The organism is Roseivirga seohaensis subsp. aquiponti, assembly GCF_001267955.1.
GTDB classification, from domain to species: Bacteria; Bacteroidota; Bacteroidia; order Cytophagales; family Cyclobacteriaceae; genus Roseivirga; species Roseivirga seohaensis.
The window spans coordinates 139,955-154,373 of the sequence record NZ_JSVA01000003.1; the positions used below are offsets into that span (position 1 = coordinate 139,955).

Below are 14,419 nucleotides of genomic sequence, written 5' to 3' on the forward strand. Positions count from 1 at the left end.
TAAAGAGTGAACAAACAGAGATAAATGAAGCACAAAATTCTTTTGATCGCCACACTGTTCTGTCTTCACGGGTCATTAAACGCACAAAATACACTACATCCATCTAACCCGAATATTTATTTTTCTTCGGGACTAGAACTTTTGGAGATGGAAAAGTATAGCGCAGCCCGTGATCAGTTTGAGCGATACTTGGCCCAAGGCGATGACGAAATTAAAAAGGCAGATGCCGAGTACTATATGGCATTTTGCGCCCTCAACCTCGATAATGGCGATGGGGCACAATTGATATCACAATTTGTAAGAAACAGACCTAATCACCCAAAGGCGGCAAAAGCCTATTATAATTTAGGGGTAGTGAGTTTTAAAAATGGTGATTTTACTACTGCCGAAAGATATTTTAAACTGGTCAATTCTTCCGCCCTAAACGGAGAAGAAAGGGTTGAAACCAATTTTAAAATTGCCTATTCGCTGTATGCTTTAAGGCGATACGAGGAATCTGTTCCTTATTTCGATAAAGCCAAAGGGAGTAAAGGGCCTTACTTTGCAGATGCTAATTACTATGCTGGTTATTTGGCTTATGCTTATAAAGAGTACGATAAGGCTTTAGTGGATCTGAAAAATGCTGGAACAACTGAAAAGTATAAAAACAGGGTGCCAATTATGGTGGCCAGTGCTTATTATCAGCAGAAGCGCTATGGAGAATTGGTGCAATATGCTTCACAGTTTAAAACAGCAATAGCCGAAAATAGAAAGCTAGATTATCTGTATCAGATTTATCAGATGACCGCTGAGTCTTACTATAATCAAGGACAGTATAAAGAGAGTTTAGAGTATTATGATTTGTACAGTCAACTGGCACAACAAAACGTTACCCAAGAGACATTGTACAGAATGGGCTTTGCTTATTACAGCACAGGTCAGGCTGAAGAATCCATTGAGCAGTTTAAGAAAGTGGCGCTCAATAGCGATACGCTTGCCCAAAACGCTTCTTATTATTTAGGAAGGCTTTATGTAGAACAAGAAAATTTCCTTTTTGCCATCGCTGCTTTCGATAAAGCGGCAAGTTTAGGTTTCAATAAAGAAATTCAGGAAGAGGCTGCTTTCAATTCGGCCAAAGTGAATTTTCAAGCTGGCAAATACTCTCAGTCTATTATTGCCTTGGACAAGTTTATGAGAAATTATCCGACCAGTGATTACATTCCTGAGGCGAACAATTTGTTGAGCGAAGCCTTTTTGAATACGAATGATTACTCGAGGGCGATTACTTTTATTGAAAGAATTGAAAACAAATCTGACCGATTAAAAGAAGCCTATCAAAAAGTGACCTTCTTTAAAGGAACCGAGTTTTACAATGCCAGAAAGTATGACAATGCAGTGCAGTTGTTCGATAAGTCATTACAATATCCAATTGATAAGGATTTGGCCACTGCCACTTATTTCTGGAAAGGAGAGGCCTTTGCCACTGCTCGTAATTATCCTCAAGCAATTGCTTCTTATAAGAAGGTAATTACTTCAGGAAGTAGAAATTCAGAATATTTGGTGAAGGCTAATTATGGTTTGGGCTACGCTTACTATAATGGTAAATCATATACTGAGGCCAGAACTTACTTTAAGCGTTATGTAGATGCGCTTGAAAATGCACGAGATAAACAAAATTATAACGATGCGTTGATTAGGCTTGCCGACTGCTATTATGTAGATAAGGAATATGCCAGTGCGATCACCTATTATGACAAAGCTATTGGCACAAATAACCCCAATATCGATTATGCTTATTTCCAGAAAGGAGTAGTATATGACTTTGAAGGAAAGCCATCAGAGGCCATTGCTAGTTTAGATGTGGTAATCAATCGTTTTGCTGATTCGCGTTATTACGATGATGCCATTTATAAAAAAGCGCAAATTCAGTTGGAAGACCGTCAGTTCAGAAATTCAATTCAGGGTTTTAATCGAATTATTGACAGATTAAGTCAAAGCCCATTTATTCCTTATGCTTATGAAAGCCGAGCTTTGGCTTACTTTAATTTAGAAGACTACGATCAGGCAGAGCGTGACTACAAAACCATTTTGGACAATTATATCACCAGTTCGGTTTCTAATTCGGCCTTGCTTGGTTTGCAGAATACTCTAAAGCTTCAGAATAAAACTATTCAGTTCGATCAATATTTGGCACGTTATAAAAGTGCTCACCCTGAAAATCAGGCCTTGGAGAACATTGAATTTGAATCGGCCAAAAACTTATTCTTTGGGCAAGAATACAGTGCTGCCATTGGTGCTTTAGAAGATTACAGAAAGAATTACCCTAACAGTGGTTTAGTGCACGAAGCCAAATATTACCAGGCCGAAAGCTATTACCGTTTGAGCGATACTGAAAAAGCTTTGGAGATGTTCTATGAAATTAATCGTGACAGCAAAATCACTGGAATGGATCGTGTATTCGAACGCATTGGCGAATTGCAATTGAAGGCAGGTGACTTTAAGGAAGCAACTAACTTTTATGGTCAGCTAGAAAAGGTAGCCAAAAGCAAAAGGCAAGAAAACGATGCTTGGTTAGGTTTATTAGAAGCCCACTATCAATTGAGTGAATATGCTCAAATGCGAATTTATGCTAAGAATATCATTACTAAAGGGGCTGTTACGCAAGAAGCCACCGATAAAGCACAGCTTTATTTAGGTAAAGCGGCCTATGCAGAAGGTAATTTTGATGAAGCCATTGATCAGTTTTTAACCACCCTGAATACAGCTAAAAACCAGTATGGAGCCGAAGCACAATTTATGGTGGGTAAAATTTTCTATCAACAAAAGCAATATCAACAGTCGTTGAATACACTTTTCGAAATGAACGAGAACTTCTCGGCCTATGATGAATGGCTGGGTAAGGCTTTCTTGTTGATTGCCGATAACTATATTGCTTTGAATGAGATTTTCCAAGCAAAAGCTACGGTGAATTCAATCATTCAATATTCTCAATTAGACAATATTAAAGAAGATGCAAGAGCCAAGCTGAAACAGATAGAGAAGTTGGAAGCAGAGGCGCCATCGCAAGAAGAAGTAAATGCAGACACCACAAGAAAAGGAGGGAATTAAGATGAAAAACTTCAGATATATCATAACTCTTGTTTTTGGACTGTTCGCTATTACTGCTTATAGCCAACAAGGTGAATTGGAAGAATCAGAGATTGTAATTAGAAAGGACAGGAAGATAACCCTGCCGCCAGCTACTAGAAATTTCGAGAAAATACCGCAGCTTCCTGTGCAAAAAGCACAGTCGCAGCAAACTTATACTTTTCATGAATATGTATTGAGCTTAACACCAATTCAGCCCAATTTTAGAGCTGTTAACCTGACCATCAATCAAACCGAAAAGGCCATAACAGGCAACTACTTCAAGCTTGGTTATGGCAATTATGGCACTTTGTTAGGCGAAGCTTATTTAGGATCAACCAGAAACCCCAATTACCTGTATAATCTGTATGTAAGACATCGTTCTTCTGCCAGAGGCCCTGTATTTGATAAAAATTCAGGTGATGCTAAAACAGATGTTGTATTGGGCGGAAAGTTCTTTAATGGAAAGAATACCATTTCTGGTGACATTCAGTATGGCGAAAGAAAAGTCCATTTCTATGGCTATAACCCTGCTTTAGACCTTAGTCCTGATATGGTGGAAAGAAAGTTTAATAGCTTTACCGCCAGGGCCGGTGTGGAAAAAACGGCTTTAGATGAAGTAACTACATACCATTTTAGAACCAACTGGGATTTCTTCAGAGATAACTTCGAGGCAAAAGAAAGCCGATTCAATTTCGATTTGGGCTTAGGTTACAAGTTTTCAGAAGAACTTCGCTTTAAAGTAGGCGGACAAGCCACCTTTTCAAGCCGCGAAGACACTGAGAAAATTGGAAGAAATTTTTTCAATGCCAAGCCACGTTTAGAGTATGCAACGAAAAGCTTTAAAGTGAGTGTGGGAGCAAATTTGGCAGGAGATAACGATGATTTAACGCAAATTACTACCACTGCTGAAGATGGCTTTAAAGTTTATCCTTATGCTCGATTGGATGTTAACCCCACCAATACCATCAATATATATGGAGGTTATCAAGGAGATTTGGAATACAATTCGTTCCAAGGCTTTGCTATGGAGAATGCCTTTTTACAGAGAGATTTTATTCTATTAAATACGGATAAGGAGAGCGATATTTTTGCAGGAATAAATTTAGACTTGACCAATGAACTTAGGTTGAATGCAGGGCTTTCAATGGCCTCTATTCAGCGTATGCCATTCTTCACAAATAGTATTACTGATTCTACTCGTTTTGAGGTATTGTATGATAGTGATGCAGTAGATCGTACCAATGTATATGGTGAAGTGGTTTTTGAGAAAACTGGAAATGTAAGAAGTGGTTTGAGGTTTGATTACTTCGATTACACTCTGAGCACTTTAGCCGATCCTTACCATAAGCCACAGTATCAAGCCGTTTTTAATAACATCTTTTACCCAGTGCAAAATTTAAAAGTAACTGCGGACCTCTATTATATGGGAGGACTTGTAGGCTTAAACAGAGAAAGCAGTACTAGGGTAGAAATGGATGATATTGTCGATATGAACTTGGGTGGCGATTATGATCTAAATGAAAGAGTTTCTGTGTTTTTGCAGTTCAAAAATGTTTTTGGAAAAGAGTATGAGCGATACTTGAATTACCCAAGCAGAGGTATTCAAGTGCTAGGTGGGATTACAGTATCCTTCTAATTTTGTAGATTCGCATGAGCCACGCCTTTAATATGGCGGCTATATTTTGTTAATTTGAACAAATATCAACCAATAACTATTTCTTATGGCTGCTAAAAAGAAGAACAGTTCTTCAGACAACAATAAAAAAGGAGGCCGAGCATCAGCTAACGCAGGTAAAAAAAGAGCTCCTAAAAAAGAAGAACCAAAGGTGTCTGACGATGACTTTGGTTTAGATGATATTGATGATTTGAACACCATTGACGATGGTACTGAAGAATTAGATCTTATTGAAGAAAACGAAACTCCGATTGATACTCCTAAAGAGGAAGAAGTTACCGCGGAAGAGCCGTTGGTAGAAGAGGAAAAAGAAGAGCCAGTTCCAGTAGTAGTAGCTCCGGTTATCGTAGAAGAAGAAACTCAAGCTCCGGCTCCTGAAAAAAAGGTAGTTATGGAAGAAAACAAAGAGGAAGAAAAAAAGGGTGGTGGTTTTTGGATAGTCCTCATAGTATTATTGATTGTGGCTGCTGCCATTTACTATTTTGGTTTCTATAATAAAGAAGAAGCTAAGCCAGTTCCTGTAGAAAAACCTAAAACGGAGCAACCTAAAGTAGAACCGCAGCCTGAGCCAGAACCAGTAAAAGTTGAGGCGCCAAAAGCTGAATTAATTACAATTTCTGCACGTGAAGGACGTTATTTTGCCGTAGTCGGTAGTTTCTTCGATGGCGACTTGGCAGAAGATAAAGGAAACGAATTGGTTGCTTCAGGAATCACCGCTTACATTATGAAACCTATTGGCGATGTAAGTTTCCATAGGGTAGGAATCTTGATTCCGAATGTGAGTTCGATAAAAGAAGCAGAAGCCGCTTTAGCGTCTTACAGAGAAAAATACGGAAACGAAGTCTGGGCACTTAAATATTAAAATGACATTTATTCAAGAACTCGCAGCATCTGATTCATTGAACGTTTCAGGTGGCGATGGAGGAGCTTTATTTTGGTTCGATTTATTGTTAAAAGGTGGAATCTGGCTGGTTCCCTTACTGGCACTATGGGTCACCGCGATTTATATATTTTTTGAACGATATAGGAATATCAACAGAGCGTCTAAAACTCCTTTTGAGTTTATGGACAAGATCAAAAACTTGGTTTTAGCTGGCGATATCAATGGTGCGAAACTCCTTTGTTCTCAAACCGAATCACCAATTGCCAAAATGATTGAGAAAGGGATTCACAGAATTGGAAGCCCACTAAAAACCATTGAGGCTTCAATCGAAAATGTTGGTAAAATTGAAGTGTATAAGCTTGAAAAGAACTTGTCAATGCTTGCTACTATAGCGGGAGCTGCACCAATGGTCGGTTTCTTAGGTACGGTAACGGGTATGATTCAAGCCTTTATTGCCATTGCGCAAGAAGAAGGTTCGGTGAGCCCTAAGCTTTTATCTACTGGTATTTATGAAGCTATGATTACAACCGCCTTAGGTTTGGTGGTGGGAATTATAGCCTACCTTGGATATAATTACCTGGTTTCTAGGGTTCAAAAGGCCATTCATTACATGGAGTACACTTCGGTAGACTTTATTGATTTACTTCAAGAGCCTCAATAATGGATATTAAATCAAAGCTTAAGGTAGACGCCAACTTCAGTATGTCATCAATGACAGACATTGTGTTCTTGTTGTTGATCTTCTTTATGTTGACGGCTTCTTTTATTACTCCTTCTGGCTTGCCAGTAAATTTACCTTCCTCAGCGGCTTCAAATATAGTAATGCAGAAAAACAGCGTTACCATAACTGAAAATCTACGCTATTATGTGAATGATAAGGAAGTTACACTTTCAAACTTGGAACAAGAATTGCGTAATGTAATAAGCGGGCCAGACGGCTCGGTTACTTTACATGTAGATAAAACTGTAGATGCCGAATACTTTATGAAAGTGGCGGGCATAGCAGCACTATTAAAGCAAAAAGTGACAATCGTTACAAAACCAGAGTAAGAATGTCAGATCAAGAAAAAAAAGATAAGAAGTTCAGTATGATCATGTCGGTAATCGTACATGGAACAATACTGACTTTTCTTTTATTTCTAGTCGCTTGGCGTCAACCCGATCCGCCAATTCCAGAATATGGTATTGAATTGAATTTTGGTTTCGAAGAGGCAGGTTCTGGCGATATCGAAAGAGAAAATGAAGCCGAAATTGAAGAAACTGAAAACGACACTCCACCTGAATCTGAGCAAGAATCAGAAGAGGATCCTGTAGAGGAAACTCCTGTTGAGCAGGAAGTTAAAGAAGTGGTTCCACCCAAGCAAGAGGTGGTGAAGGAAGTAGCCAAAGAAACTCCTAAGCCGAAGGAAGAAGTGAAAGCCGAAGTGGTTCAAGAAAAGGAGAGCGAAGTTAAGGCGGAAGAAAAGAAAGTAGAAGAGGTTGTTGAGAAGAAGGAAGAAGTGAAGCCACCAGTTGAGGTTAAAAAAGAGGTGACTAAACCTGTTGAGGAAAAGAAAGAAGAGGTAAAACCTAAACCAGTGCCGGTAGTAGACCAGCGCGCTATTATGGGGGGCGGTAAGAAAGCCGAATCTGACAGCAAGGAAGCCGCTTCGAACAATCAAGGTAAGGAAGTCGACAAAAGAGGCAATATGGGCGATCCTAAAGGGAAGACAACCGCCAATGGTACAAAGCCTGGCGGTGCCGATTTAGGAGGCGTTAGTCTAAGTCTTGAAGGCTGGAAATGGAATAGCCCACCTGCAGAAAAGGATGATTCTCAAATTGAAGGAGTGATTAAGTTTGAAATCAAAGTGGATGATACAGGTAGGGTAGTTGATGTGACCAAAATTCCGGGCGGTACCATTAGCGATAATACCATTATTGAATTCTATAAAAAGCAGGTTTGGAAGTTGGTCTTTACCCGGACTGATCCTTCAAAAATGGCTGCGAATATTTCTAGAGGCGAAATTACTTTTGTTATCAAAACGAATTAATGTAAATGCGTTTTTGGCTTCTGCCTAAATAAGACGATTATGAAATTAAATTCATGAAGAGGGAATAATTATTATTTCCTCTTCATGGTTTATGGCCATGTATGTCGGCCAATCTACCGTTAGTCTACAAAATCACTATACTTCTTGTACGGTTACGTGGATTGAACTAATATAGTAGCTTAACTAAAAAATTACTGACTTGGGTTATATAGAAGACGCTGTATCTAGTTTTAGTGGCTGGATTTGGGGAGTTCCCCTCTTAATATTGGTAATGGGTGGAGGCTTAATATTTATGCTCTATTCTCGATTTTTACCATTTAAATACCTTGGCCATGCCATCAATGTTTTAAGGGGGAAATATGATACTCATGAAGAGGAAGGGCAAATAACGCATTATGAAGCACTTTCTACTGCTTTGGCCGCCACAGTAGGTATGGGCAATATCAGTGGTGTGGCAGTGGCTATTACCATGGGTGGTCCAGGTGCTATTTTTTGGATGTGGGTTTCTGCATTTGTAGGCATGGCTACCAAGTTTTTCACTTGTACACTTTCGGTGATGTACCGAGGAAAAGATAGTGAAGGTGAAGTAAGAGGAGGGCCTATGTATGTGATTACCGAAGGTTTAGGGAAGAAATGGAAACCAATGGCCGTATTCTTTTGTGTTTTTACACTGATTGGCGCTTTACCTATTTTTCAAGCAAATCAGCTTACTGCAGCAATGAATGCTGTTTTAGGGCCTACCGTTGGTTACAATACCGAAGCAACATTTAGTCTATTTGGCGCACCTGTTGGAATTGCCTCATTTATTACTGGCCTTATTTTAATGGCTTTGGTATCCATGGTTATTTTTGGCGGAATTAAAAGAATTAGTAGTGTAGCTGCTAAGTTGGTGCCTTCTATGGTAGTGCTTTATTTTGGTTTGGTAATTTATATTCTACTTCAGAACATAGGGGGTATTCCCGATATTTTCGCTTCTATTTTCGAAGAAGCATTTTCGGGTAGTGCTATTTTAGGTGGTGGAATTGGTGCTGTAATTATTGTAGGGGCAAAAAGAGCAGCTTTTTCTAACGAAGCAGGCATTGGAACTGCACCAATGGTACATGGAGATACCAAAACAGAAGAGCCAGTACGTGAAGGGCTTGTGGCTATGCTCGGCCCAGCAATTGATACTCTTTTAGTTTGTACACTTACTGCATTGGTGATTTTGGGTACTGGAGTTCATCATGAGTTTATTGGTGCCGCTGATACTGGCTTGCTTGGTGTAACCCTAACATTAAAGGCTTTTAACGCTGCTATTCCAGGAGTTGGTGGTTATTTGCTAGGACTTTGTATTTTGGTATTCGCTGTGTCTAGCTTGCTTTCTTATTCTTATTATGGAGTGAAGAGTGTTTCCTACTTATTCGGAGCCAAAAAAGGAGAGCTTTATAATTATGTATACATCGGTACAATTATTCTTGGAGCCGTGGCTTCTTTGGGGTTTGTAGTGAACTTGATTGATGGAAGTTTCGCTTTGATGGCGATTCCAACCATGGTCTCGGCATTAATATTGGCGCCTAAAGTAATGCAGGCTACAAAGTCTTACTTTGCCCGCCATAAAGCCGGAGAGTTTAAGAAACATTAAAAATATAAGATAGAAATTATCAAAAAGTCGGTTTGGTTTCCAGATCGACTTTTTTGTTTTATAGGATCAAGAAAGGTTTATTTCATAAGCTCTCTGGCGCTCTCTAACGAACTTTCAGAGAATTGCTTACCACCAATCATCTGCGCCAACTCAGACAAACGTTCGTCATGATTTAGCTTTCTAATGTTACTTGCCGTTACATCTTGCGCATTGTCTTTGTAAACATAGTAATGCGATTTTCCTCTAGCTGCAATTTGTGGCAAATGCGTAATGGTAATCACCTGATGGTTTTGCGCCATCTTATTCATCATTTCTGCCATTTGAATGGAGATTTCTCCAGAAATACCAGCGTCAATTTCATCGAACACGATTGTAGGTAGAGCGGTTTTGTCTGCCAGAATGTATTTCACAGCAAACATCAGTCTTGAAAATTCACCACCAGAGGCCACTTGCTTTAAGGGCTGTGGCGCAATTCCCTTGTTGGCCGAAAACAACAAATTGATTTTGTCAACACCTGATTCTGAAGGTGCTTGTTTTTCATGCTGAATAGCCAGTTTGGCGTGTGGCATTCCAAGGTCATCGAGCAATGCACCAATTTGATTTTCGAAACCAGCGAATACTTTGGTTCTCGATTGGCTTAAGGCTTCGCCAGAAGTTTCAACCAACTCAAAGGCTAGATTTGTTTGCTTTTCTGCTGCCTCAATGGCATCGTCTAAATTACCAACTTTCAGCACTTTATTTCCAAGTTCTTCATAAATGGAAAGGAGGGAAGCAATATCCGATACTTGATGTTTTTGTTGGAGTTTATAAATCAGACTCAATCTTTCTTGTACTTCTTCTGCTCTTTGTGGCTCGTACTCAACTTGTTCTTCCTCGGTTTCTAGCTCGGCAATAATATCTTTTAGTTCAATCCAGCTGCTGTTCAATCGTTCAAAAAGGCTATCGTATTTTTTCGCGAACTTATTGATTTGCCCCAAAGCTGTTTTAGCGCCTTGTAGCATTTGGTTAGCATTAAATTCGGATTGATCTAATGCGCTCAAAGCCTCATTCAGCTTGAGCTTAATTTCTTCAGCGTTTTCAAGTTTATTGAGTTCAGCCTCTAAGATCTCTTGCTCGTCTGCTTGAAGTTGAGCTTTATCTAATTCATCAAATAAAAACTGATGATAGTCGGCTTCTTTCTTTAAATCGGCAGACTCTGATTTGAGCTGTTCCAGAATCTCATACTTTTCGCGATAGTCAGAAAAGGCTTTGCTGTATTTTTGTAAAAGAGCATTATTCTGAGCAAAAGCGTCAACCAAACTTAGCTGATAGCCATTTGAACCTAATAACAAATTATCATGCTGAGAATGAATGTCCATTAACCGTTTTCCGAGCAGTTTCAGAAAGTCAAGGTTGGTGACTCCATCATTAATAAATGCTCTAGATTTTCCGTTTGGACTTATTTCTCTTCGAATAATACACTCAACATCATAATCCATGTCGTTTTCTTCGAAAAGAGCAGTGAGCTGGTAAGCAGAAATATCGAAAACACCTTCTATTACGCATTTCTTCTCTTGATCGAGTAGTGATTTGCTATCGGCACGATTGCCAAGAAGCAAACCTAAAGCTCCTAGAATAATAGATTTTCCTGCACCGGTTTCACCCGTAATGATATTCAATTGCGCATCTGGATTGATTTCCAGCTGCTGAATCAGTGCGTAATTTTCTATACTCAGGCGTTGAAGCATATCACAAATGTATCAATTAGATGGGCTTGTGACAATACTAGTTTTGCACGATTTTCTGGTATTTGTTTCTGCGTGTGGGATCGAGTTTCAATAACTCATTGTAAACCTCTTTTCTGATGTTGGTTTGTCCTTCTGAAAAAATGCTGGTGATTTCATCATTTTTGGCATCTAGAAATGCAGTAATCAAAATTGCGTTGGGAAGTATCTCATTTACGGCTTGGATGTTTTTAATCACCTGACTGATTGTTTCTCTACTCGCCTTCGGATCACCTTTGAATTTATCCAAACCATTAATGTGGTAATCGTAAAGCCCTTTTCTGACGGCCTCATATTGACTGTTAATAGCTAGGTTTTCAACTAACCAGTAGCGATTTCTTCTGCTTTGAAATTGCCCCCAACCTACGCCTCCACTAGTCTGTGCATTGTTCACTACATTTAAGGCAGCTCTATAATAAGGTGTGCCGCCTAAAGGACTGAAAGAATCGTAATCTAAGCCTATGGCGATGTATGCGTAAAAACCCAGAAGGGAAGTAATGTTATTGAGGAATCTATTTTCACTAAAATCCATGTTCTGACCTTGAGTAAATTGAAATTCCCAATCTCGGTCGGCAAAATTCAATAGTAGGGTTTCATAAGAAGCGCCATAAACTGGTCGAATAATCTGAATTTGAGCATTGGCCTTAAACTGACCTATGGAAGGCTGATCTTGAATATTGAGAATTAGGTTGCCTTTAATCTTTTCGTTGGCCTGAAAGTTATCGTTTGTCCAAACTCTATCATTGAAGAAACGCTGCATTGCTGTTTCCATTTCAGAAAAAATAGCCCTTTCGGTAGTTTGCACATTCGATGCATTAACACTCACCGTAAAGTCTAGCTCTTGAGCGACCATTTGGAGTGGGAGGGTGGCTATAAATAGGCCGAAAAAACTAAGCTTCCAGTTTTTGAACGATAGCATTGATGATGTCTTTGGCAACTTCCCTTTTTGACTTTAACTCAAAATGCTGAATATTATTTTGATTGTCAATGATGGTAACCTTATTCGTATCGTGCCCAAACCCTGCTCCTTTGTCGTTCAGAGAGTTAAGTACAATGAGGTCGAAATTTTTACTTTTTATTTTTTGTTGAGCGTGTTCTATTTCTGCTTCTGTTTCGAGTGCAAAGCCGATATTCAGCTGGTTTTCCCTTTTGATAGCCCCCAGTGATTTAGCTATATCCGTGGTCTTCACTAATTCCACAGTCATTTCACTGCCTTTTTTCTTAATCTTTTGATCGGCTACAGTTTTTGGCGTGTAATCAGCTACGGCAGCAGCCATTATATTTATGTCGGAAGCTTCATTAGCAATGGAACACGCTTCATACATTTGCTCACCCGATTTTACACGAACAAGTTTAACATTAGCGTGTTCAATCGTCAAATGTGTTGGTCCTGAAATTAGAGTTACTTCAGCACCTTGATTAGCTGCTTCTTCCGCCAAGGCATAGCCCATTTTACCAGTAGAATGGTTACCAATGAAACGCACAGGATCGATAGCCTCGTAAGTTGGGCCTGCGGTAACCATTATTTTTTTGCCTTTCAGTGCAGATTTTTTTGAGAAGAAATCTGAAAGAAAAGTGACTAAGTTTTCTGGTTCAGCCATTCGGCCTTGCCCAATAAGCCCACTGGCCAATTCACCATGTTCAGCTTCAATCAAATGATTTCCGAAAGAAATTAGCTTTTGAATGTTGGCCAATACCGATGGGTGTTGGTACATGTCCAAGTCCATGGCCGGAGCGAAAAACACTGGGCATCTTGCCGACAGGTAAGTTGCCAAAAGCAGGTTGTCACAAAGTCCATTGGCCATTTTGCCAATAGTGTTAGCGCTGGCAGGTGCCATAATCATGACGTCTGCCCAAAGTCCTAAATCAACATGATTATTCCATTCGCCTGTTTTGTCTTTTTGAAAATCAATCAAAACAGGGTTTTTGGAAAGGGTAGCAAGGGTAAGGGGTGTAATAAAATCAGTGGCTGCTTTGGTCATTATAACTTTAACTTCCGCCTCTTCTTTCACTAGTAACCTAACGAAAATAGCAGCCTTGTAAGCTGCTATACTTCCGGATACTCCCAGAATAATTTTCTTACCCTTTAATAACATTGGGGTTTTATTTTGATTCTGTAGCTTTTTCAGCCTCATTCATTCTCCAATAGATTTCATCATTGGTGAATTCTTCTATAGCCAAGGCAGTTGGCTTTGGCATTCTTTCATAGAATTTAGAGATTTCGATTTGCTCTCTGTTTTCGAAAATCTCCTCAAGATTGTCTACTGTAGAAGCGAACTCTGAAAGTTTTCCGTTTAGCTCTTCTTTCATATCAGTAGCAATCTGCTTTGCTCTTTTAGAGATTACAGCAATTGATTTGTAAATGTTACCAGTTGATTCACCGATTTTATCTGTGTCTCTAGTGATGATTGATGCGCTTGCGGCCATAATTATTGCGTTTTATTAAGTTCTTTTAATTCTTCTAACGACTGGTTATACCAGTCAGATACTTTGTCCATATACTTGCTATCAGGGTATTTCTCTGAAAATTCTTTATAGAAAGCAACGGTTTTATTGAATCGCTCTTTTTTCTTAGACTGAATACTGTTGTCCGCCAGTTTAAACTCTGTTTCAACGGCTAGATAAAGCAACTCTTCATTATACTTTGAATCTGGATAGTCATTTTTAAAAGCTTCAATCGTAACGATAGCGGCCTCTAAATAGTTTCTGTATGATAATCCAGTGGTGAGTTTGTGGTAAAGTTTGGCTTTCAAATAAGCCTTGGTTTCGAACCTTACTTGTAGTTCGTCAATAATTCTGTTAGCATCATCATAGTATCGAGAGGCCGGCCATCTGTTCAAAAAGTTCTGCATTGCTACTACAGCTTCTTCAGAACTTGTTTGGTCTAGGTTCGCATCCGGGGCGTCCTTATAAAGTGAATAGGCAGCCATGTACTCCGATTCTTCTGCATATTGGCTTCTTCCGTAAGTTTGATAGAAATTTTTGAAACGGAAAGATGCTAACTGATAAAGTCTTTGGTAATATAAACTGTAGGCCCAGTAGAACTGAACTTTCTCTGCCTCAATGTTTCCACGATAATAAGGTGATATTTTTTCGAAAAGTATTTGCGCTTTGCTGTATTTACCTTGTTCATAAAAAGCAATAGCCCCTTTGTATAATTCTTCGTAATCATCGCTTTTTTCAAGCTTGGCTAAACTGTTAGCACAACTTGATAGTGAAATGATCACTGCTAAAAGGGTTAGAAATACCGTTTTTTTCATAAGCCTGCAAAGTTATTAGTAAAGTCCGATAATTCCAATCTTATTGAACTCTCTTACTGGAACAAATAAAACGAGTTTT

12 protein-coding genes are annotated in these 14,419 nt (G+C 39.2%); 7 read left to right on the forward strand and 5 right to left on the reverse strand.

Annotation, left to right across the window (positions count from 1 at the left end):
- Positions 1–24 precede the first annotated feature (24 nt).
- The 7 genes from OB69_RS01975 to OB69_RS02005 all read left to right on the forward strand — a co-directional run bounded on the left by OB69_RS01975 (position 25) and on the right by OB69_RS02005 (position 9,317).
- Positions 25–3,087 (forward strand): tetratricopeptide repeat protein, encoded by a 3,063-nt coding sequence (locus OB69_RS01975; RefSeq protein ID WP_082338038.1) that lies wholly within the window; start codon positions 25–27, stop codon positions 3,085–3,087.
- Positions 3,056–4,744, forward strand: a complete 1,689-nt coding sequence (locus tag OB69_RS01980) for a TonB-dependent receptor (RefSeq protein ID WP_053222021.1) — start codon at positions 3,056–3,058, stop codon at positions 4,742–4,744. The genes OB69_RS01975 and OB69_RS01980 overlap by 32 nt, the downstream gene beginning before the upstream one ends.
- An 85-nt stretch (positions 4,745–4,829) precedes the next feature.
- Positions 4,830–5,645 carry an SPOR domain-containing protein gene (locus OB69_RS01985; protein WP_053222022.1) on the forward strand — a complete coding sequence of 272 codons (816 nt, stop codon included), beginning with the start codon at positions 4,830–4,832 and terminating at the stop codon, positions 5,643–5,645.
- Position 5,646: 1 nt separating this feature from the next.
- Positions 5,647–6,327 carry a MotA/TolQ/ExbB proton channel family protein gene (locus OB69_RS01990; protein WP_053222023.1) on the forward strand — a complete coding sequence of 227 codons (681 nt, stop codon included), beginning with the start codon at positions 5,647–5,649 and terminating at the stop codon, positions 6,325–6,327.
- The gene (locus OB69_RS01995; protein WP_053222024.1) at positions 6,327–6,716 is read left to right on the forward strand and encodes an ExbD/TolR family protein; all 390 of its coding nucleotides are present in this window, start codon (positions 6,327–6,329) and stop codon (positions 6,714–6,716) included. The genes OB69_RS01990 and OB69_RS01995 overlap by 1 nt, the downstream gene beginning before the upstream one ends.
- A 2-nt stretch (positions 6,717–6,718) precedes the next feature.
- A complete protein-coding gene (locus tag OB69_RS02000; protein WP_053222025.1) occupies positions 6,719–7,696 on the forward strand; it encodes a hypothetical protein in 978 nt (325 codons plus the stop codon).
- A gap of 199 nt (positions 7,697–7,895) precedes the next feature.
- On the forward strand, positions 7,896–9,317 hold the full coding sequence (locus tag OB69_RS02005) for an alanine/glycine:cation symporter family protein (protein WP_053222026.1): 1,422 nt from the start codon (positions 7,896–7,898) through the stop codon (positions 9,315–9,317).
- A 77-nt stretch (positions 9,318–9,394) separates the two neighbouring features.
- Here the strand turns inward: OB69_RS02005 and recN are convergent, their stop codons facing one another.
- Genes recN through OB69_RS02030 form a run of 5 tightly spaced genes read right to left on the reverse strand, consistent with a single transcriptional unit; the run spans position 9,395 to position 14,340 of the window.
- A complete protein-coding gene (gene recN, locus OB69_RS02010; RefSeq protein WP_053222027.1) occupies positions 9,395–11,044 on the reverse strand; it encodes a DNA repair protein RecN in 1,650 nt (549 codons plus the stop codon).
- Between the two features lie 37 nt (positions 11,045–11,081).
- A complete protein-coding gene (gene porD / locus OB69_RS02015) occupies positions 11,082–11,999 on the reverse strand; it encodes a type IX secretion system protein PorD (protein WP_082338039.1) in 918 nt (305 codons plus the stop codon).
- Positions 11,971–13,176 (reverse strand): bifunctional phosphopantothenoylcysteine decarboxylase/phosphopantothenate--cysteine ligase CoaBC, encoded by a 1,206-nt coding sequence (gene coaBC / locus OB69_RS02020; RefSeq protein WP_053222093.1) that lies wholly within the window; start codon positions 13,174–13,176, stop codon positions 11,971–11,973. The genes porD and coaBC overlap by 29 nt, the downstream gene beginning before the upstream one ends.
- 7 nt (positions 13,177–13,183) lie before the next feature.
- A complete protein-coding gene (locus OB69_RS02025) occupies positions 13,184–13,507 on the reverse strand; it encodes a DNA-directed RNA polymerase subunit omega (RefSeq protein ID WP_053222029.1) in 324 nt (107 codons plus the stop codon).
- A gap of 2 nt (positions 13,508–13,509) precedes the next feature.
- The gene (locus tag OB69_RS02030) at positions 13,510–14,340 is read right to left on the reverse strand and encodes an outer membrane protein assembly factor BamD (protein ID WP_071426679.1); all 831 of its coding nucleotides are present in this window, start codon (positions 14,338–14,340) and stop codon (positions 13,510–13,512) included.
- Positions 14,341–14,419 lie beyond the last annotated feature (79 nt).